The organism is Nocardia sp. NPDC059691, from assembly GCF_042733915.1.
Classification (GTDB): domain Bacteria; phylum Actinomycetota; class Actinomycetes; order Mycobacteriales; family Mycobacteriaceae; genus Nocardia; species Nocardia sichangensis.
The window spans coordinates 38,782-58,532 of sequence record NZ_JBHWFB010000016.1 but is presented as its reverse complement, the minus strand read 5'-3'; the positions used below and the strand labels follow the sequence as shown (position 1 = coordinate 58,532).

18 protein-coding genes are annotated in these 19,751 nt (G+C 67.9%); 11 read left to right on the top strand and 7 right to left on the bottom strand.

The features are described from left to right. Position 1 precedes the first annotated feature (1 nt). Entirely contained in the window at positions 2-484 is a 483-nt protein-coding gene (locus ACFV2O_RS30100; protein WP_379254839.1) for a TetR family transcriptional regulator, read from the bottom strand. 415 nt (positions 485-899) lie between these two features. On the opposite strand from ACFV2O_RS30100, the gene ACFV2O_RS30095 reads away from it, so the two are divergent. Further along, positions 900-1,646: a tyrosine-protein phosphatase gene (locus ACFV2O_RS30095; protein ID WP_379254838.1), complete on the top strand. Its 747-nt coding sequence runs from the start codon at positions 900-902 to the stop codon at positions 1,644-1,646. A gap of 7 nt (positions 1,647-1,653) precedes the next feature. Here the strand turns inward: ACFV2O_RS30095 and ACFV2O_RS30090 are convergent, their stop codons facing one another. After that, a complete protein-coding gene (locus ACFV2O_RS30090; RefSeq protein ID WP_379254837.1) occupies positions 1,654-2,889 on the bottom strand; it encodes a class I adenylate-forming enzyme family protein in 1,236 nt (411 codons plus the stop codon). Between the two features lie 92 nt (positions 2,890-2,981). After that, on the bottom strand, positions 2,982-3,776 hold the full coding sequence (locus ACFV2O_RS30085) for an enoyl-CoA hydratase/isomerase family protein (protein WP_355077286.1): 795 nt from the start codon (positions 3,774-3,776) through the stop codon (positions 2,982-2,984). A 38-nt stretch (positions 3,777-3,814) separates the two neighbouring features. On the opposite strand from ACFV2O_RS30085, the gene ACFV2O_RS30080 reads away from it, so the two are divergent. From ACFV2O_RS30080 to ACFV2O_RS30055, 6 genes are all read left to right on the top strand, one after another. Further along, a complete protein-coding gene (locus ACFV2O_RS30080) occupies positions 3,815-4,840 on the top strand; it encodes a glutathione S-transferase family protein (RefSeq protein ID WP_379254835.1) in 1,026 nt (341 codons plus the stop codon). Positions 4,841-4,978: 138 nt separating this feature from the next. Continuing rightward, positions 4,979-5,710 (top strand): hypothetical protein, encoded by a 732-nt coding sequence (locus ACFV2O_RS30075; RefSeq protein WP_355077290.1) that lies wholly within the window; start codon positions 4,979-4,981, stop codon positions 5,708-5,710. Further along, entirely contained in the window at positions 5,707-6,693 is a 987-nt protein-coding gene (locus tag ACFV2O_RS30070; protein ID WP_379254834.1) for an ABC transporter ATP-binding protein, read from the top strand. The genes ACFV2O_RS30075 and ACFV2O_RS30070 overlap by 4 nt, the downstream gene beginning before the upstream one ends. Next, positions 6,690-7,472: an ABC transporter permease gene (locus ACFV2O_RS30065; RefSeq protein WP_379254833.1), complete on the top strand. Its 783-nt coding sequence runs from the start codon at positions 6,690-6,692 to the stop codon at positions 7,470-7,472. The genes ACFV2O_RS30070 and ACFV2O_RS30065 overlap by 4 nt, the downstream gene beginning before the upstream one ends. 51 nt (positions 7,473-7,523) lie before the next feature. Next, positions 7,524-11,309: an ABC transporter ATP-binding protein gene (locus tag ACFV2O_RS30060; protein ID WP_379254832.1), complete on the top strand. Its 3,786-nt coding sequence runs from the start codon at positions 7,524-7,526 to the stop codon at positions 11,307-11,309. A 106-nt stretch (positions 11,310-11,415) separates the two neighbouring features. Then, positions 11,416-15,246 carry a multifunctional oxoglutarate decarboxylase/oxoglutarate dehydrogenase thiamine pyrophosphate-binding subunit/dihydrolipoyllysine-residue succinyltransferase subunit gene (locus ACFV2O_RS30055; protein WP_379254831.1) on the top strand — a complete coding sequence of 1,277 codons (3,831 nt, stop codon included), beginning with the start codon at positions 11,416-11,418 and terminating at the stop codon, positions 15,244-15,246. A gap of 145 nt (positions 15,247-15,391) precedes the next feature. Here the strand turns inward: ACFV2O_RS30055 and ACFV2O_RS30050 are convergent, their stop codons facing one another. From ACFV2O_RS30050 to ACFV2O_RS30040, 3 genes are read right to left on the bottom strand one after another with little or no spacing between them, the layout of a single operon-like run. Further along, complete coding sequence (locus tag ACFV2O_RS30050; RefSeq protein ID WP_379254830.1) at positions 15,392-15,784, bottom strand: DNA-binding protein; 393 nt, start codon at positions 15,782-15,784, stop codon at positions 15,392-15,394. Beyond that, on the bottom strand, positions 15,784-16,041 hold the full coding sequence (locus tag ACFV2O_RS30045; protein WP_379254829.1) for a hypothetical protein: 258 nt from the start codon (positions 16,039-16,041) through the stop codon (positions 15,784-15,786). The genes ACFV2O_RS30050 and ACFV2O_RS30045 overlap by 1 nt, the downstream gene beginning before the upstream one ends. A 49-nt stretch (positions 16,042-16,090) precedes the next feature. Further along, positions 16,091-16,288 (bottom strand): hypothetical protein, encoded by a 198-nt coding sequence (locus ACFV2O_RS30040; protein ID WP_379254827.1) that lies wholly within the window; start codon positions 16,286-16,288, stop codon positions 16,091-16,093. Between the two features lie 61 nt (positions 16,289-16,349). Here ACFV2O_RS30040 and ACFV2O_RS30035 point away from each other — a divergent pair, with 61 nt between their 5' ends. From ACFV2O_RS30035 to ACFV2O_RS30020, 4 genes are read left to right on the top strand one after another with little or no spacing between them, the layout of a single operon-like run. Continuing rightward, positions 16,350-16,694, top strand: a complete 345-nt coding sequence (locus ACFV2O_RS30035) for a type VII secretion target (RefSeq protein ID WP_379254826.1) — start codon at positions 16,350-16,352, stop codon at positions 16,692-16,694. Then, complete coding sequence (locus ACFV2O_RS30030) at positions 16,691-16,993, top strand: WXG100 family type VII secretion target (protein ID WP_379254824.1); 303 nt, start codon at positions 16,691-16,693, stop codon at positions 16,991-16,993. The genes ACFV2O_RS30035 and ACFV2O_RS30030 overlap by 4 nt, the downstream gene beginning before the upstream one ends. Positions 16,994-16,996: 3 nt before the next feature. Continuing rightward, on the top strand, positions 16,997-18,319 hold the full coding sequence (locus tag ACFV2O_RS30025) for a hypothetical protein (RefSeq protein WP_379254822.1): 1,323 nt from the start codon (positions 16,997-16,999) through the stop codon (positions 18,317-18,319). Between the two features lie 35 nt (positions 18,320-18,354). Further along, on the top strand, positions 18,355-18,807 hold the full coding sequence (locus ACFV2O_RS30020) for a hypothetical protein (RefSeq protein WP_379254820.1): 453 nt from the start codon (positions 18,355-18,357) through the stop codon (positions 18,805-18,807). Positions 18,808-19,202: 395 nt separating this feature from the next. On the opposite strand, the gene ACFV2O_RS30015 is transcribed toward ACFV2O_RS30020, so the two are convergent. Beyond that, on the bottom strand, positions 19,203-19,739 hold the full coding sequence (locus ACFV2O_RS30015; RefSeq protein WP_379254818.1) for a hypothetical protein: 537 nt from the start codon (positions 19,737-19,739) through the stop codon (positions 19,203-19,205). Positions 19,740-19,751: the final 12 nt, after the last annotated feature.

The following is a 19,751-nucleotide window of genomic DNA, read 5'->3' as shown; positions in this document are numbered from 1 at the left end:
GTCAGAGCTCCGCGGCCTTGGCGGCCAGCCCGCTGACCATCTCGTCGAGCACCACCAGCATGGTCTCGTCGTTGCAGTCGGACAGCCAGCGCAGCACCGTGCCCTGCACGATCGACACGACATTGCAGGCGATCGCCTCCACCGGCTCCAGCCACTGGGTTCCGGACAACTCGGCACACATCTCCAGGAACGCGGTGACTTCCGCGTCCTTCTCCTGGTAGAACTCCGTGGCGATCGGATCGGGGAAGCAGTCGGCCTTGACCGCCCAGCGGGCGCGCAGCGCCTGCAGGGTCATCTCATACGACCTGATCTGCTTCTCCGGTGTGGCCTTGACCAGCGGCCAGTAGGCGCTGACTCCCGCGTGCAGCAGCACGCGCAGCGCGCGGAGACCTTTGTAGTCGACCGTGGCCGCCGCCGCTTCGACCGCCTCGATGACGGCGGGTCGTAGCCGGATTTCTGTTATCACTTCTCCACGTGCGCTCAACGACGACTCCCTCTCGGCGAAAGAACTCACGCACCTCGTCGGCGCGACTCGCTGAACAGGGCGGGCAACATCGGGAAACACCTGGGCTGCCCGGTCCAACATTCACCAATGGTAGAGCGTTTCCGGGGTTTGAGAACGGGTTCGATGGGTAATTTCAGACTGAAAGAATGTTTTGTTACCCAACCGCGATCGGTATGCGATCAGGCCGTGTCACCCGGAAATCGCGCTATGACGGTGGATCTCGGCGGCGCTCGGCCACTCGGCAGACCGTTGACAACGGTACGGTCCTGGTGCCGAGCAGCCCAAATCCTGTGGCGAATCCCACAGTGTAACCTCTCAAAACGGTCAGCTTATCGTGGGAGGTTCGATCCACTACCGACACCAGTTCGTTCCGCGCTGCGGATAGCCTGGATCGGTGACTCTCTCGCCCCCCGCCGACCAGTACTTCCTCTCCGGCACGTTCAATTTCCGCGACACCGGCGGGCTGCGCACCGACGACGGCGCCAAGGTCCGTCCCGGCGTCCTGCTGCGCTCGGCGCAACTGAGCGGACTCGACGACGCGGGCCACGCCGCGCTGCGCGACCTGGGCGTCAGCGCCGTCCACGACCTGCGCGGACAGCGTGAGATCGACCACATCGGCGCCGACCGGCTGCCCGCGGACGTCCGGCTGAGCATCACCCCGTTCGACTCGCGCATGGCCGAGGCGCCGCCACACGAGGCGACCGCGCAGACCGCCTACACGCACATGCTCGAGGTCTACCGGATGTTCCCGGCACTTCCCGAGGCGCATGCCGCCATCGCGTCCCTCGCCGAGTCCGTCCTGCGCGGCGACGGCGCCGTGCTGGTGCACTGCGCGGCGGGCAAGGATCGCACCGGGTGGGCCGTCGCCACGCTGCTGCGCGCGGTCGGCGTCACAGAGACCGACGTGCAGGCCGACTACCTGCTCAGCAACGGCGCGGTCCCGGCGCTGCGCGCGCTCATGACGGCGAAGCTGCTCAGCGGTGAGGAACTCTCCATCGACCTGCTCGGCGTGCGGGAGGAATACCTGGACATCGCCACCGCCTCGATGCGCGAGTTGCACGGCGGCCTGGACGGCTATCTCGCGACGATCGGACTGACGCCCGACCTGCTCGGGCGGCTGCGCGAGCGAATGCTGGAGTGAGACAGGGTCACTCGACGGGCACCGGTTCCCTGCGCACCAAGCCGTCTTCGTCGATCGTCACCTGATCGCCGGTGTGGAACCAGGTTCCGGTGAACCGGGCCGCGGTCGTGGTCGGGTCGTCCCAGTAGCGCGGGGTGACATTCGGCCCGCGGCACAGCAGTTCGCCGTGCCCCGCCGTCGCCCGCGGGCCCCACAGCGCCAATTCCGTTCCGCCGAACGGGAAACCGAGTACCGCGGCGGCTTCGGACGAGTCCGCTCGCTCGGCGTCGTCCACCGCGAGGCCGATACCGCTGGTCTCGGTCGCGCCCCACACCGACCACTGCCGGGCGGCGGGGAACACGCCGCGCAGTTCGGCCGCGAGGGCGGCCGGAGACGCGGCGCGATGACCGGCTTTACTGATCCGCGCGATGCCCTCGGTGCGCAATCCGTCGGAGCGCAGTTCCGCGAGCCGGGGCAGCAGGCCCGCGAAGATCCGCGGCGTCGCGGAGACCATGTCGACGCGCTCGGCGGTGACGGCTTCGGCCATGCCTCGGGTGTCCCGGGTGAGCACCACGGTGCCGCCGACGGCGAAGGTCGGCAACAGCTGATCGACACAGCCGCCCGCGTGCGCCAACGGCAACAGCACCAGGTTGCGCAGGCCGTCGGTCGGCAGGTCCAGCGCCGCGACCACCGAACGCACGGCCGACAGCAGGTTCTCGTTGGTCAGTTCCACACCCTTGGGCGTGCACGTTCCGCTCGTGTAGCACAGCAGCGCCAGGTCGCCCAGTGCCGCGCCGTCATCGATGTAGGCGGCGCCGTCGGGCAGCTCGGTCTCGGCGCCCTTGCCGCCGAGCACGAAATCGGCACGGCTGTCGGCGATCACGCGCTCGGCCACCGACTCCGGGAGCCCGTCGTGCACCAGTACCGGTACCGCTCCGCTGAGCAGTGCGCCGAGGAATGCCTGCACCCATCGAGCGCCGGTGGGCAGGTGGACGGCGACTCGGTCCCCGTATCCGATGCCGTGCTCCTGCAAGCCGCCCGCGATGCGGGAAGCGGAGTGCCACAGCTCCCGGTAGGTCAGGCGCGGGCCGCCGACCTCCACCACGGCTTCGCGGCTCCCGAACGCGTGCACCTGAAGATCGAGTAGTTCGGTGAGCGCGGGTGTGAGGTTTCCGTAGCGCAGCACCCCGTCGGCGCCCCGAGCTAGCGGGTTGTCCCAGACGTGCGGGCCGGTGAGGGGATATTCGACGAGCAACTGCGACATTCGTCCTCCGCGTGCCTCGAGTTATCAGGCACTGCGACTATATGACGCATGTCACAACTTCGCTGGAATAGGCGATGAACGTGTCCTAGCTGTCACCGGCCCGCGTAGCGCGCCTTCCCCGGGCCCTGCTCGAGGAAGCTGCGCACACCGCCCTGCAGATCCTCGGTGCCGAACAGCTCGCCGGACACCTCCGGCGTCACCGAATCCGCATGTGCCACACCGCCGGAACGCCAGGCCTCGATGATCTTCTTGGTGGCCGCGTTGGCTTTCGTCGGGCCATCGGCCAGCCGGTGGGTCAGCGCTCGCGCCGCGGTGTCGAGGTCTTCGTGCACGGCGTTGACCACGCCCCACTCGGCCATGGTCGCCGCGTCGTAGAGGTCGCCGGTCATCACGAACTCGCGGGCCCGCCCCGAGCCCGCGCGCTCGGCGAGACGCTGCGGGCCGCCCATCGACGGGGTCAGCCCGACCACGATCTCCACCAGTCCGAACTTCGCCTTCGGCGCCGCGAGCAGGATGTCGCAGGCGAGGGCGATCTCGAAGGCGGCGGTCAGGGTCAACCCGTGCGCGGCGAACACCACCGGGCACGGCAGCGCCTCCAGCGGATGGATGATCTGCGCGAACAGGGTGCGCCACAACTCGGCGCCCTGCTCGGGCGTCAGGCCGTCGAAGACGTGCACGTCGACGCCGCCGGAGACCACTTTGCCCTCGGCGCGCAGCAGCACCGCGCGCGGCGGCCGCGCCGACAGCTCGGCGATGTCCTCGACCAGCGCGTCCAGCATCGACCGGTCGAAGAGGTTGAGCGGCGGATGGGCGAGCGTGAGGGTCGCCACCTCCGCTCCGCCGTCGGTGACGTCTCGTTCCAGACGGGTGGCCTTCGTTTCACTCATCCGGTCAGCGTACGAGGTCGATCTGGAAGACTGTCGATGTGACCAAGTCGGCCAGCAAAACCGGTTCCTACGTCGAGCCCGGCGAGTTCAAACGCGACACGAACTACATCACCACCCGGATCACGGCCGACGGCCGCGACGGTTACCCGGTCGAGCCGGGGCGCTACCGGCTCGTCGCGGCGCGAGCCTGCCCGTGGGCCAATCGAACGCTGATCGTGCGCCGCCTGCTCGGACTGGAGCCGGTGCTCTCGCTCGGCTTGTGCGGACCCACGCACGACAAGCTGAGCTGGACCTTCGATCTGGATCCCGGTGGTGTCGATCCGGTGCTCGGCATCCCGCGGCTGCGCGACGCCTACCTGGCCAGGTTCCCGGACTACCCGCGTGGCATCACGGTGCCCGCCATCGTGGACGTGCCGACCGGCCAGGTGGTCACCAACGACTACGCGCAGATCACCCTCGACTTCTCCACCGAGTGGACCGCGCACCACCGGCCCGGCGCGCCGCAGCTGTACCCGGAGCCGCTGCGCGCGGAGATCGACGAGGTGAATCTCGCCGTGTTCCGCGACGTCAACAACGGCGTCTACCGCTGCGGATTCGCCGGTACGCAGGACGCCTACGACGCCGCCTACGACCGGCTCTTCGCGCGGCTGGACTGGCTCTCCGAACGCCTTGCCGCACAACGGTATCTGGTCGGCGACACGATCACCGAGGCCGACGTCCGGCTGTTCACCACGCTGGCCCGCTTCGACGCGGTCTACCACGGGCACTTCAAGTGCAACCGGACCAAGCTCGCCGAGATGCCGGTGCTGTGGGCGTACACGCGCGACCTGTTCCAGACCCCGGGCTTCGGCGACACGATCGACTTCGGGCAGATCAAGCGGCATTACTACGTGGTGCACCGGGACATCAACCCGACCGGGATCATCCCCAAGGGCCCCGACCTGGCGAACTGGCTGACCCCGCACGGCCGAGAAGCTCTCGGCGGCAGGCCGTTCGGCGAAGGAACCCCACCTCCCCCTCCGGCATCGGGCGAACGCGTGCCCGCGATCCACGCTTCCGCGTAAGGACGCACCCGCCCGGGTCGAAAGCGAGGCAGCCGCCGGTGGAACCGATGCGGCTGGGTACTTCGTTGTCATGACGAGCTGACGGCAACCGGTGCCATACAGTTCTACCCAGCAGACCGGAAGAGGAGGATGCCGCCGATGCTCAAAGGCGCGTTCGAGAAGACGGTGGTCGAACTGCTCGACACCGGGTCCCGCCTGCAGGCCCCCGCGGTCGCCAAGTACGTGGACCGCATTCGCCGCTCTCACCCTGGTGAGAGCCCAGCACAGATCGTCGACCGACTGGAGAAGCAGTACCTGCTCGCGGTGACCGGCAGCGGCAGCGCGGTCGGCGCGACCGCAGCCTTCCCCGGCGTCGGCACCGTCGCGGCCATCGCCGCGGTGAGCGCGGAGACGACCTTTTTCATGGAGGCGTCGGCGGTGTTCACCCTCGCGGTGGCCTCGGTGCACGGCATCACGCCGGAAGACCAGGAGCAACGCAGGGCGCTCGTGCTGGCGGTCGTGCTGGGTGAGAGCGGCATGCAGATCGTGCAGAAGAGCGTCGGCACCTCCGCGAAGAACTGGGGCTCGGCCTTCGCCAACCGCATCCCCGGATTGTCGAGCATGAACGATTCGCTGCTGAAGCGGTTCATCATCCGGTTCATCACCAAGCGCGCGGCGCTGATGGCGGGCAAGGTACTGCCCGCAGGCATCGGCGCGGTGATCGGCGGCGCGGGCAACCGCGCCCTCGGCAAGGCCACGATCACCAACGCGCGCAAGGCATTCGGGCCGCCGCCCACCACCTGGCCGGTCGACCGCCATTTGGTCATCGAGGCCGATCCGCTCACCGCGATCGACCCGGCGAAGCCGCGACCTCCGGCCACTCCGCGATGAGCGGGACGCGGCCGATCGCGTTCGCGGTCCGGGGACTGACCAAGCAGTACGAGCTGGCGACCGCCGTGACGGACGTCAGCTTCACCGTGCCCTCCGGCACCATCGCCGCACTGGTGGGCCCGCGCGGCGCGGGCAAGACCACTGTCTTGCGGGTGCTGCTCGGCCTGCTCGCTCCCACCTCGGGCACGGCGTCCGTCGGCGGGCCCGGTTCCCGGGGAAACACCGCGGGCTCCGCGAACGTGATCGGCGGCGTCCTCGCGCCACGCGGACTGCATCCGGCCCGCACCGCGCGCGAACACCTGTGGGTCTACGCGGCGGCGGCGAACGTCGTCGACAGCCGGGTGACCGAAGTGCTCGAGCTGGTCGGACTGGACGAACATGCCAGGACGAAGATCGGCGCCCTGTCGATCGGACAGCAGACCAGGCTGGCCCTGGCCACCGCGCTGCTCGGCGACCCCCCGCTGCTGGTGCTGGACGAACCGATGGACGGACTCGACCCCGCCGAACGCGGCTGGCTGCACGACTTTCTGCGCAAGCACGCCCGGCGCGGCGGCAGTGTCCTGCTGACCAGCGAGAGTCTCGGCGCGGTGCTGCCCGCCGCGGACCAACTGGTCGTGCTGAGCGAGGGCGCGGTGGTGTACCAGGGCACTCCGGCGCGCTTGCGGCGCGGGCATCCGGACCGGCTGGTCGTCGCGGCGTCCACCCCCATCGCGCTGGCCACCACGCTTGCGGCACAAGGATTCACGGACGCGGTGATCCGGCCGGACGGCCGCCTCGCCGTCGCCGAGGCGAGCGAAGCGCAGATCAGGACGGCGGCCACCGCGGCGCAGGTGCGGATCGATAGCATCGTGCCCGACCCGATCCACCCCGACCGCGTGCTCGCGTCGCTGACCAGACGCACCGCCACGCCCGCGCCGCACTACCCGGGCCTCTCCGCGCCCGCCCAGCCACCCTCGCCGACGCCCTACGGGATCCCACGATGATCGCCATCCTGCCCACGGACCTGGTGCCGAACGTCAACTCCGAGGTGCGCAAGGTCGTCACTATGCCGCGCGGCCGGACGCTCGCCGCAGCGCCGATCGTCGTGGCGCTGCTGGCGAGCGTCGCGTCGGCGAGCCTGGCCGGGCCGCCGGATCCGCGCGGCCAGCCCGCCACCGGCGCCGCGACGATCGGGCTCTACTTCGGCCTCGCCTTCGTCGTGCTGGCGGCGGCGGTCTTCGGCGCGCTGGCGACCGGCGCGGAGTACCAGTACCGCAGCATGGCCGTGACCACGCTGTTCAGCCCTGACCGCGACCGGCTCACCGCCGCGAAGTTCCTGGTCATCGGAGGCTGCGCGCTGGCCGCGGCGGTCGCGGTGGAACTGGTGTCGGCCGGCGCGCTGTTCGGCGTGGGGCGCGGCAAGGTCCCGGTCACCGGGGAGTTCTTCGCGGTGCTCGGCGGCGGGCTGCTCGCCGCGGTCTGCTGGTCGTTGATCGGCGCGAGCGCGGGCATCCTGCTGCGGTCCTCGACCAAGGCGGCGGCGCTGCTGCTCGGCTGGAGTGTCGTCGCCGAGCCTTTGATCTGGCTGATCGCGCGCGGTCTCGGTATTCCGGGCGTGGTCACCCTGCTGCCCGTCTCCGCCACCGTCGGCACCGTGGCGGTCGGTTCCTATCCCGACAGCGACTTCCTCGCACCTACTCCGGCCGCCGTGGTGGTCCTGCTGCTGTGGACCATCGGCCTGGGCGCCGCGAGCTGGTGGAATCTGCGCACCCGCGATCTGTGATCCGAGGACCCGCCGGGAACAACGACTTGTCGGCCGGTGTCGGTACCGTCGATGACGAACGCGGTACGACGAAGGGGACGGGCGAACGACGTGGACGGGGGATGCAGTCCGGGCTGGATACGGAGGCTGTGGGCCGAATGCCTACCGCACCGCGCGGTGCTGGGCGGCCTCGCCGCCGCGGTGCTCGGCGGGGCGATCGTCGAGACAGCGGGGCCGCTGCTGACCAAGCGGGCCGTCGACGCGGCCGGGATCGGTGACACGGCCGCGATCAGCGTGGTCGCCGGGCTGATCCTGGTAGTGGCCGTGAGCCGGTCCGGGGCCGGATTCGGACGGCGCTGGCTGGCCGGGCGGCTGTCCTTGGACGTGCAGCACACCCTGCGGGTGCAGCTGCTCGGCGCACTGCAGCGGCTCGACGGCGTCGGTCAGGACACCCTGCGCACCGGCCAAGTGGTGTCGCGATCGATCACCGATCTGCAGCTCGTCCAAGGACTGCTGGCCATGGTGCCGCTGTCGGGCATGGCGCTGCTGGAATTCGGGCTCGCCGCCGCGGTCATGCTCTGGCTCTCCCCGCCGCTGGCCGCCGTCGCGTTGCTCGTGGTGCCCGCGGTCGGCCTGGTGGTCTACCGCATGCGGCCGCGCCTGCACGCGGCGACCTGGTCCGCGCAGCAGCGTGCCGCCGATCTGGCCCAGCACGTCGAGGAGACGGTCACCGGGGTACGGGTGGTCAAAGGCTTCGGCCAAGAAGCGCGGATGGTCGACCTGCTGGAGCGGCACGGTCGCAAGCTGTTCGCGGAGCGGATGCGCGCCGCACGGATCGACGCGCGCTTCGCGCCGACCGTCGCGGCGATCCCGCAGCTCGGGATGGTCGCGGTCATCGCGCTCGGCGGACTGCTCGCGCTGCACGGCAGCATCGGCATCGGCACCTTCGTCGCGTTCGCCGCCTACGTCGCCGTCATGACCGGCACCGCGCGCATTCTCTCCTCGGTGATCGTCATGGCGCAGCTCACCAGGGCGGCGGCCGAGCGGGTCTTCCAAGTGATCGACACCGCCCCGGTCATCGCCGATCCCGAACGCCCGGTCGAGCTGCCGGACGGCCCGCTCGGCATCGAGCTCGATGCGCTGAGCTTCGGCTTCGATCCCGAGCGGCCGGTGCTGCGCGAACTGGATCTGCGCGTGCGGCCCGGCGAGACGGTGGCGGTCATCGGTCCGGCGGGCTCGGGCAAGTCGACGCTCGCTCTGCTGCTTCCGCGCTTCTACGCGCCGGACGCGGGCCGTATCCGGCTGTTCACCGATCCCACCGCGCCGCACGCGGGCGCGGTCGACGCGATCAAAACCCCGACTTCGCGCGCCGGGACCCGAATCGGCGAGGCCGTCGACATCGCCGACGTGCGCGCTGCCGACCTGCGCGCCGCCATCGGCGTCGTCTTCGACGATCCGTTCCTGTTCTCCGACACCATCGCGGCCAATATCGCGCTCGGGCGACCGGACGCCACCGACGAGGAGATCAGGCAGGCGGCCGTCCAGGCCGCGGCGGACGAATTCATCGCCGAGCTACCCGACGGCTACGACACGGTGGTCGGCGAGCGCGGCCTCACCCTCTCCGGCGGCCAGCGTCAGCGGATCGCGCTGGCCAGGACGCTGCTGGCCCGTCCGCGCATCCTGGTGCTCGACGACGCCACTTCCGCGGTGGACGCGGTGACCGAGGCGGCGATCTTCGACGCGCTGCCCGACCAGGGCGGACGGACCACGCTCATCCTCGCGCACCGGGAGTCGACGCTCGCCCACGCCGATCGCGTGATCCGGCTGCCCGCGCCCGCCGGGCACCCCGCTCCCGAGCCGGACGCGAGTTCGGCCACGGGCAGGCGAGTCGGCGACGGATCCGCCGGCCGTCGCTTCGGTGCGGCGGCGGCCGACATCAGCGAGACGCCCGAGCTGCGCCGGACCATCGAGCGACTGCCACCTGCCACCGAGCAGCCGGACACGGACAGCGAACGCATTCGCGAGCCGGATCCAGGTTTCCGGCTCACCCGCCTGCTGCGTCCCGTCCGCGGGCTGGTGCTGACCGTGATGGCGCTGCTGGCCGTGGACGCGGCGATCGCCATCGCGTTCCCGCCGCTGGTGCGCTACGCGATCGACGGCGGCGTGCTCGGCGACGACGCCGGAGCACTCGTCCGAGCGACACTGCTCGGCGCGGTACTGGCCGCGGCGGGGTTGGCGGTCGGCGCGGCCACCACGCTGCTCACCGCGCGCACCGGGGAACGCGTGCTGTTCGCCCTGCGGGTGCGCAGCTTCGCACACCTGCAACGACTCGGCCTGGACTACTACGAGCGCGAACTGTCCGGGCGGATCATGACGCGGATGACCACCGACGTCGACGCGCTGTCGACCTTCCTGCAGACCGGCGTGGCCACCAGTCTGGTCGGGCTGCTGACGCTGGTCGGCATCACGGTCGCGCTGCTGGTCATCGACGTATCGCTGGCTCTGGTCGTGCTGGCGACGGTGCCCGCCCTCGCGATAGCGACGGCGCTGTTCCGGCGGGTGTCCTCCGCCGCCTACACCGTGTCGCGCGAGCACGTGTCGGCGGTCAACGCCGACTTCCAGGAGAACGTCACGGGCTTGCGCGCGGTGCAGGCGAACCGGCACGAGCCGCGCGCCGCCCGCCGCTTCGCCGAGTACTCGCAGCGCTACCGCAACAGCCGGTTGCGGGCGCAGCGGGCGATCGCGCTGTACTTCGCGTTCGTCGTCGGATGGGCGGACGTGGCGCTGGCGGCGGTGGTGTTCTTCGGTGCGCGCGAGGTCGCCACCGGTGCGACCAGCGCGGGCACACTGGTCGCGTTCGTGCTGTATCTGGAGCTGCTGTTCGTGCCGATCCTGCAGCTGTCCCAGGTCTTCGACAATTACCAGCAGGCCAGGGTCGGGCTGCGCCGGATCGGTGACCTGCTGCGCACCCCCTCCTCGATCGCCGCCGACCCGGCCGACCCGGTGACCATCGGACCCGCGCTGCGGGGTGACGTGGCGTTCGACGACGTCCGTTTCCACTACCCGGGAAGTCGCGTTCCCGCGCTGGACGGTGTGTCGCTGCGCATTCCGGCGGGTTCCAGCCTCGCTCTCGTCGGCCCGACCGGCGCGGGCAAGTCGACCGTCGTCAAGTTGCTCGCGCGGCTGTACGACCTGCGCCCGGATTCCGGCGAGCGCACGCGAGTGCCCGCCGCAGCTCCCGGCGCGATCAGGGTGGACGGCGTCGACGTGCGCGACTATCGCCTCGCCGACTACCGCTCGCGGCTGGGCATCGTCCCCCAAGAAGCTCACCTGTTCACCGGCGACGTGGCGAGCAACATTGCATTCGGGAAACCATTCGCGACCCCCGACGAGATCGCCGCGGCGGCTGCGGCGGTGGGCGCGACGGACATGATCGCCGGCCTCCCGCTCGGCATGCAACAACCCGTCGGCGAGCGCGGCCGGGGCCTGTCGGCCGGGCAGCGGCAGCTGATCGCGCTGGCCCGTGCCGAACTGGTCGCTCCGGACTTGCTGCTGCTCGACGAGGCCACCGCGACGCTCGACCCGGACACCGAGGCATCGGTGCTGGCAGCGAGCAGATCGCTGAGCCGGGACCGCACCACGGTGATCGTCGCGCACCGGCTCGGCACCGCCGCGCGCGCCGACCGGATCGCGGTGGTCGACCACGGGCGGATCGTGGAATTCGGCGAGCATACGGAGCTGCTCGCCGCAGGTGGGCCATATGCCCGGCTCTGGGCAGCGGCACAGGCGTCGGAGGGAATATTCTCGGGTGACGCCGGGTCATCACCAATAGGGTCGGGGGTGTCGGGTGGTCAGTGAATCGGCCGATTTGCTGCTGGGCCTATCCTCAGATAGGGCGCATCGGCGCGCAATCCGCTGATCCCCGTGCCGGGCACGTCACAAACGTCGCAGCGCGAAGAACGAAATGAGGCGAACACCTGCTGTGAGCAGCTCAACATCCCAGTTCGGACAGAACCAGTGGCTAGTCGACGAGATGTATCAGAAGTTCAAACAAGATCCATCATCGGTCGACGAGAGCTGGCACGAGTTCCTGGCCGACTACACGCCTGACGCGAGTGGCGACACCGGCAACAGCCAGCCTGCCCCCGCGACCGCGCAAGCTGCCGCTCCCGCACCGGCTCCGGCGGCCACCAAGCCCGCCGCCGCCACGCGCAACGACGCCAAGCCTGCCGCCGCCCCCGCGGCCCCGAAAGCGCCCGCCCCGGCCGCCGCCAAGCCCGCACCGGCTGCCGCCAAGCCCGCACCGGCCGCTGCCAAGCCCGCCGCTGTGACAACACGCACACCGCAGACCACCCCGGCGCCGACTTCGAACGCCGCGCCGACCTCCGGCCCGAAGCAGGCCGACACCGCCGCCGACGAGTCCAAGGTGCTGCGCGGCGCCGCCGCCGCGGTGGCGAAGAACATGTCCGCCTCGCTGAGCATCCCCACCGCGACGAGCGTGCGCGCCATCCCGGCCAAGTTGATGATCGACAACCGCTTGGTCATCAACAACCACCTCGCCCGCACCAGGGGCGGGAAGATCTCCTTCACCCACCTGCTCGGTTACGCCATCGTGCAGGCGGTCAAAGCGTTCCCGAACATGAACCGGCACTACGCCGAGATCGACGGCAAGCCGAACGCGGTCACCCCCGCGCACACCAACCTCGGCCTCGCCATCGACCTGCCCGGCAAGGACGGCAGCCGATCGCTGGTCGTCGCGGCCATCAAGGGCTGCGAGGCGATGACCTTCGGGCAGTTCCACACCGCCTACGAGGACATCGTCCGCCGCGCCCGCGACGGCAAGCTCACCGCGGAGGACTTCTCCGGCGTCACCATCTCGCTGACCAACCCGGGCACCATCGGCACCGTGCACTCGGTGCCCCGCCTGATGAACGGCCAGGGCGCGATCATCGGCGCGGGCGCGATGGAGTACCCCGCCGAGTTCCAGGGCATGAGCGACGAGCGCATCGCCGATCTGGGCGTCGGCAAGCTGATGACCCTCACCTCCACCTACGACCACCGCATCATCCAGGGCGCGGAGTCCGGTGACTTCCTGCGCACCATCCACCAGCTGCTGATCGCCGACGAGTTCTACGACGAGATCTTCCACGGTCTCGGCGTGCCGTACGAGCCGATCCGCTGGCGCAAGGACATCCGCGAGCGCGCTGTCGACAAGAGCGCCCGCGTGCTGGAGATGATCGCCGCCTACCGCAACCGCGGCCACCTGATGGCCGACACCGATCCCCTGCGGCTGGTGAAGGACAAGTTCCGCAGCCACCCGGACCTGGACGTCACCCAGCACGGCCTGACCCTGTGGGACCTGGACCGCACGTTCAACGTGGCGGGCTTCCACGGCCAGGACCAGATGAAGCTGCGCGACGTGCTGTCCGTCCTGCGCGACGCCTACGTCCGCCATGTCGGCGTGGAGTACACCCACATCCTCGAGCCCGAGCAGTTGCAGTGGATCCAGGATCGGGTCGAGCAGAAGCACGCGAAGCCGACGGTCGCGCAGCAGAAGTACATCCTGAACCGGCTGAACGCGGCCGAGGCGTTCGAGACCTTCCTGCAGACCAAGTACGTCGGGCAGAAGCGCTTCTCGCTGGAGGGCGCCGAGGCCGTCATCCCGATGATGGACGCGGTGATCGACCAGTGCGCCGAGCACAGCCTCGACGAGGTCATCATCGGCATGCCGCACCGCGGCAGGCTCAACGTGCTGGCCAACATCGTGGGCAAGCCCTACTCGAAGATCTTCACCGAGTTCGAGGGCAACATGAACCCGGCCGCCACCCACGGCTCCGGCGACGTGAAGTACCACCTCGGCGCGCAGGGCACCTACCTGCAGATGTTCGGCGACAACGAGATCGAGGTCTCGCTCACCGCGAACCCCTCGCACCTGGAGGCGGTCGACCCGGTCCTCGAGGGCCTGGCGCGCGCCAAGCAGGACCTGCTGGACAAGGGCGACGGCCCGGAGGGCTTCTCGGTCGTGCCGCTGATGCTGCACGGTGACGCCGCGTTCGCCGGTCAGGGCGTGGTCGCCGAGACGCTGAACCTGTCGGGTCTGCGCGGCTACCGGGTCGGCGGCACCATCCACATCGTGGTGAACAACCAGATCGGCTTCACCACCGCTCCGGAGAACAGCCGCTCCACCGAGTACTCCACCGACATCGCGAAGTTCATCGGCGCGCCGATCTTCCACGTCAACGGCGACGACCCGGAGGCGTGCGACTGGGTGGCCCGCCTGGCGGTCGACTTCCGGCAGAAGTTCCGCAAGGACGTCGTCATCGACATGATCTGCTACCGCCGTCGCGGCCACAACGAGGGCGACGACCCGTCGATGACCCAGCCGTACATGTACGACGTCATCGACACCAAGCGCTCGGTCCGCAAGGCGTACACCGAGAGCCTGATCGGCCGCGGCGACATCTCGCTGAAAGAGGCCGAGGACGCCCTGCGCGACTACCAGGGCCAGCTGGAGCGGGTGTTCAACGAGGTCCGCGAGCTGGAGAAGTACTCGCCGGAGCCGAGCGAGTCGGTCGAGGGCGACCAGCCGGTGCCCGCATCCGTCGTGACGGCCGTGGACAAGTCGATCCTGCAGCGCATCGGCGACGCGTTCATCAACGTGCCCGACGGCTTCAACGTGCACCCGCGCGTCAAGCCGGTGCTGGAGAAGCGCCGCGAGATGGCCTACGAGGGCAAGGTCGACTGGGCCTTCGCCGAGCTGCTCGCCTTCGGCACGCTGATCGACGAGGGTCGTGCGGTGCGCCTGACCGGTCAGGACTCCCGCCGCGGCACGTTCACCCAGCGCCACGCGGTGATCATCGACCGCAAGACCGCCGAGGAGTACACCCCGCTGCACAACATCGGCAGCGAGAACCCGGGCTGGTTCGCCGTGCACGACTCGGCGCTGAGCGAATACGCCGCCGTCGGTTTCGAATACGGCTACTCGCTGGGCAACCCCAACGCGCTGGTGTTGTGGGAGGCGCAGTTCGGTGACTTCGTCAACGGCGCGCAGTCGATCATCGACGAGTTCATCTCCTCCGGTGAGGCCAAGTGGGGCCAGCTCTCCGACGTCGTGCTGCTGCTGCCGCACGGCCACGAGGGCCAGGGCCCGGACCACACCTCCGGCCGCATCGAACGCTTCCTGCAACTGTGCGCGGAAGGCTCGATGACCGTCGCGGTGCCGTCCACCCCGGCCAACTACTTCCACCTGCTGCGCCGCCACGCACTCGACGGCATCCGCCGCCCGCTGATCGTCTTCACCCCGAAGTCGATGCTGCGCAACAAGGCCGTCGTCTCCGACCTCAAGGACTTCACCGAGAGCAAGTTCCGCTCGGTCTTCGACGAACCGGGCTACGAGCAGGGCATCGGCGACCGCAGCAAGGTCAAGCGCGTCCTGATGACCAGCGGCAAGCTCTACTACGAACTCGCCGCCGAAAAGGCCAAGCAGAAGCGCGAAGACGTCGCCATCGTCCGGATCGAGCAGCTCTACCCGCTGCCCGTCCGCCGCCTCAACGAGGCCCTCGAGGGCTACCCCAACGCCACCGACCTGGCCTGGGTCCAGGAAGAACCGGCCAACCAGGGCGCCTGGCCCTTCTTCGGCCTCAACCTCCCCGAAACCCTCCCACCCCGCTTCGCCAACACCCGACTGCGCCGCATCTCCCGCCGCGCGATGTCGGCCCCGTCCTCGGGGTCGAGCAAGGTGCACGCGGTGGAGCAGGCGGAGATCATCGCGGAGGCGTTCGAGCCGACTAGTTAGTTCTTGACCTGACGCCGGGCCGGCTCGCTCAATCCATTGAGCGAGCCGGCCCTGTTTCATATATGCGGGTGGTCGACGAACAAGGTTTCAGGGCAGCGGGACAGGCCGTCGGTTCTCCCGATCACTGCTCACGGCTCGAACAAGCTCACACCTTGACGATCTCGATCTCCGGACCACACAGCAACGCCATGTCCTCGGGGTCCGACGTCACCACCGTCGCCAGCCCACGAACCGAGCGAGCCGACGCAGCCAGAACGGCGTCGATCGCGTACTTGTGTCCACCAAGGCCATGCTCGCGCAACAACGCAGCGGCCTGCGCGGCCAACTCTCCGGTCACCGTGTGAACGTCGATCTGTGACAGCGTCCATGCGATCCGGGCGGCACGCACTTTGCTGTAGTCGGCTTCCACAGTCGTCATAGCCGTAGTCGCGACTCGCACGCCGTCCTCTTTGGCCGCCTGTATCCACGCAAGCATGCGACGATCCTTCCGATACAGCATGGACAGCCCCTCGCAATCGAGGAAAAGCACATCCGGCATCAGGCCGCCGATCCGCGCGAACCCCAACGTCGCCGCTCGAAACCCAATTCCGCCCTCGCCTGATCAATCTCCGCACGAGTCAACGGCTCGTCGTCCTTCTCGAAATCGGCCACCAGCTCCCCCAGCTTGTCCATCGCTACACGCTGCTCCAACGCCTCGGCGACATAGGCGGAGAAGCCGCCGGGGCCAACATAGGCTCGAGCCTGCTCGGCGAGATCCTCCGGGAGGCTGATCGAGTATTTCTTACTACCACCCATAATCCCGATGCTACCAAGGGTAGCAATCGCGGTGCCATGCAGGCCGCCTTCAAATGCGTGCCGCAGCGCAGCTCGGCATCGTCTCGATAATGTCGGCGCACTCGTCACCCAGCTCGATCGCGTCGCCCAGAGGTCGCCACTTTCTCGCCGTGCTCTTCGCGATGCCGGCACGGGCGGCGAATCGACGCTGGGTGAGTCCCAACGCGTCCGCAAAGCTGTGGCCCACCAGGATGATCGGCGTCGACACCCTCCGATAGGCACAATGGGTCCCTCGACAGGTCGGGCGGACATTCAGTACGCTGCCGGTCATGAGCAACGGGGGGACGCCGTCGACCGATAATCTCTCGGTGGTTCCGGAGAAGGTTCGTGAGGTCGGCGAGCAGGTCTATGAGCTATCGATGGCATTGCGGACGGCACTCGACTCTGCGGCCAAGGATGTCGAATCACTGGTCAATGGAACGTGGAGGGGCAATCTGGCGAGCCAGTTCGCTGACGGCTGGACCGATATCCGTGACGGCGGCGCCCAGATCATCACCGCTCTGTCCGGGATGGCCGAAAAGCTCGGTATCACAGCCTCGACCTATGAAGACCTCGACGGGAGCAACGCCGCCGTACTATACAACACGAGCAGCTCAAGTTTGGACCTGCCATGAGTTCCGAGGAGTTCCAGGTCGACTTGGACCACCTCGATGAGGTCGTGATCCGCCTGTCCGCACTCGCGAGCGTTATCGCCGAGCACCTCGACACGATTGACGACAAGGTTGCCGCGCTGGCGGGTACCGGCTGGGAAGGTGTTGCCGCTCAGGCCTATTCCGACGCCCACCTCGAGTGGTCGGTCGGCGCGCGGGAATTCGCCGAAGGTGTCCGCGATATCAGCGAAGCAGCCCGCAAAGCGCACACCGGCTACACCAGCGCGATCGAGGAAAACCTGAAAATGCTCCGAGGGGCATAACTAGTGCGCGTCAATTGGCAGACGTACTTCGATGCCGGCAAACAATGCCATGACCTCGCCGCCGAACTGCGTCGCACCGACAAACCGCTACACGACGCCGTCAAGGGTGAATGTGCAGGCATGGCCGGGGACGCCCCCGGATGTAAGCAATGGGGCGAAGCGTACGACCAGTACGCACGCGACACTATGCAAACGTGTACACACCTGGCCGACGCCCTTACCAACTTCGGCAACGTCCTATACGCCAATGGTTACAAATACGCGATCGCAGACAACGCCAAACCCCAGCGACCGACTCTCCACCAGGTCTCCGAGTACCAGGTAACCATCCCGACCTCCGTCCACGACAACGGCGACGGCGTCAAACACAACGGTGGCGTAGAGGAGTTCTTCAACGAACTCACTGCGAAGATCGTCAGTACCTTCGGGAAACTTCCCAACGGTGACGTCGACAAACTCTCCAAGGCCGCCGACACGTGGAAAACCTTCGCCAACCACGCGACCATCACTGGAGCTGCGGCTAAGATCAGCGGGATCTCCGCGTTGTTCGACGATATGGATGCGGCAGAGAATCGCGCCAAGATCCAGGAACACTTCGGGACACTGAAGTCCAGCGCCGATCTTCTGGCCACCGCGTCCCTCAATGTCGCCGCCCCTGTTGCGGACTATCACAGCTCGACAGTCGAAGTCGGCGAAGGCATCAAGACGGCAATGACCACCTTCGCATGGGCCGTCGGACTGCTGGTCACCGGCGCCATCGTAGGAGCGATCTTCAGCTTCGGCGGCAGTCTCGCGGTCGCCGGCGGCGGTGTCGCGCTCGCTGTTGAGGACACGATCGCCACCATTCGCGGCCTCTACACGACAAAGCGGCTATTCCAAATCCTCAAGATCACCCTGGCTGCGAGCGTCGCCGTCGGCGTTATCGACGCCTTCGGCCAGGTCCCCGACCTCACCGCCACACTCACCAAACTGGCCGCCATCATCGCCATGAAGGCACTCATCGACGACAACGGCCCTACAGCGACGCCAGCCCTGGGCGGGGACGATCCGATTACACAAGAGATTGCGAAGAAGATCGCCGAACACGCGAATGGACGTGCCGCACAGGGAGATGGCTCACACTACGTATCCGGCGTAGGCGCCGCAGAACTTCCCGAGTACGTTCGCAAGGTCCTCGACGGCGAGGTACCGACGGAGGTAAAGCATCTACCCAGGGGCCGAACGGCATATTGGGATCCGGAGAAAGGTGCTGTAGTCATCGAGGACGGAGATGGAGGAACCGTGTTCACGCCAAAGGACGGACGCGAGTACTTCGACGGCCTGTAGCGATGACTTGGATTGACAGGAAGGACCCGGAGAAGATGCCAGAACCGAACCTCGGACGCTATCGAGAGCATCTCGTCAGCGCAGAAAATTTCCAGGTCATTCGACAGCTGACGTTCGAGCTGGCTAATGTACCCAGAGAACCGATGGTCAAGTTGGGATGGAATCCGAAGAACGGCGATTATCTGAAACAACTCGCGCGATCTGTGCCGTCGCAGATCACAGCTCCTACTCGGGTGAAATTGGTTGTCCTCGATGAGGAAATCAACGATCCGACCTTGCCGGGCCGCTTATATGCAGCCGAGGAAGAACCCGAACCACCGAGCGATATCGTGAGATACTTACCCAAGTCGATCGCGGCCGTGTATCCGAATCTGTTGAGAGCAGCTTTTGAAGCCCTGGGAGAGCTTGAAACACGTTATCGAACAGGATTCTACGAAGACGAAGTAATAGAGGCCCTGAATGCAATCGATGGCGTCAGCGAAAATTGAATGGATTAAATAGCCGAGAGCAACGGCAGACTCGCCGGAGCAGGACCGGCGACGCTACATGGGCGTCTGCTCGCCAAATACGATGCCACACCCGATCCGGGCGGCACGGTCATGCGCCCTGCCGATCCGGACAGCGCACTCGGCAAAGCTCCGGCAGCGTCCTTCTCGTCGCTGTGCCGGTGTTGGGAGTGGTCGGATTTCTGGCATATGTGGGCGGCGGCCCGTTCGAGCCGCCACCTGAGTGATGGCAAGGCGCTGTCCGCGCAGTTGAACAACTTGTGACGGAAGGGCGGCTCCGCGCCGCTGCTCGACCTTGCCGGCGGAAGCTGGGACCGCGTCTATGTCTATCAACAGGAATACTTCGGCCGGGAGCAGGTGACTGCCCCGAGTCGAAATCACATCGACAGCGAGAAGATACGCAAGATTGGGATTCGACTGTTCGCTACGGTTGCGTGTTCGGGATCCAATTGTGGGGTCATAACCACTGTGCGGTCGGTGATCTCCGCGTCGATCGGGAAGACGAAATCGTCTACACGAGCGGCGAGTTCGGCTGCGGCGAGCACACGGCCGTCGTCGGCCGCGATCCGGAGGACACCGTCATCGACGGTCAGCGATCCCGCGTCGATCTCGATGATGGCCGAGGTGGACGTAGCGTGGGCGTTGAAACCTACTGAGCGCGAATCGGATTCCGCGCCTGCGGGTCCCGCAGCGAGGATGGCAGACGACGCGGGCGCCAACACTGCCCCGGCGACGATCCCGCCATCGCGACGACGCGCGAACGCCGACACAACGGTTTCCACGACCACAGCACGGCGACGACCTGCGCGTGTCCCCACGACTCCGCTATCGCGGCGGCGAGCGACTGCCGCCGCCACGGATTTCTCGATTGCGCCGTCGCCGCGACTCTGGAATGACGAAACCGCGTTCTGCACGATCCCACCCCC

What these genes read in the sequence shown, in the direction of transcription:
- ACFV2O_RS30090 (WP_379254837.1), bottom strand. Translation starts at nt 2,889, where the DNA reads ATGTCGCAGTTGCTCGTCGAATATCCCCTCACCGGCCCGCACGTCTGG.
- ACFV2O_RS30085 (WP_355077286.1), bottom strand. Translation starts at nt 3,776, where the DNA reads ATGAGTGAAACGAAGGCCACCCGTCTGGAACGAGACGTCACCGACGGC.
- ACFV2O_RS30075 (WP_355077290.1), top strand. Translation starts at nt 4,979, where the DNA reads ATGCTCAAAGGCGCGTTCGAGAAGACGGTGGTCGAACTGCTCGACACC.
- ACFV2O_RS30070 (WP_379254834.1), top strand. Translation starts at nt 5,707, where the DNA reads ATGAGCGGGACGCGGCCGATCGCGTTCGCGGTCCGGGGACTGACCAAG.
- ACFV2O_RS30065 (WP_379254833.1), top strand. Translation starts at nt 6,690, where the DNA reads ATGATCGCCATCCTGCCCACGGACCTGGTGCCGAACGTCAACTCCGAG.
- ACFV2O_RS30060 (WP_379254832.1), top strand. Translation starts at nt 7,524, where the DNA reads ATGACGAACGCGGTACGACGAAGGGGACGGGCGAACGACGTGGACGGG.
- ACFV2O_RS30055 (WP_379254831.1), top strand. Translation starts at nt 11,416, where the DNA reads ATGAGGCGAACACCTGCTGTGAGCAGCTCAACATCCCAGTTCGGACAG.
- ACFV2O_RS30050 (WP_379254830.1), bottom strand. Translation starts at nt 15,784, where the DNA reads ATGCCGGATGTGCTTTTCCTCGATTGCGAGGGGCTGTCCATGCTGTAT.
- ACFV2O_RS30045 (WP_379254829.1), bottom strand. Translation starts at nt 16,041, where the DNA reads ATGGGTGGTAGTAAGAAATACTCGATCAGCCTCCCGGAGGATCTCGCC.
- ACFV2O_RS30035 (WP_379254826.1), top strand. Translation starts at nt 16,350, where the DNA reads ATGAGCAACGGGGGGACGCCGTCGACCGATAATCTCTCGGTGGTTCCG.
- ACFV2O_RS30030 (WP_379254824.1), top strand. Translation starts at nt 16,691, where the DNA reads ATGAGTTCCGAGGAGTTCCAGGTCGACTTGGACCACCTCGATGAGGTC.
- ACFV2O_RS30020 (WP_379254820.1), top strand. Translation starts at nt 18,355, where the DNA reads ATGCCAGAACCGAACCTCGGACGCTATCGAGAGCATCTCGTCAGCGCA.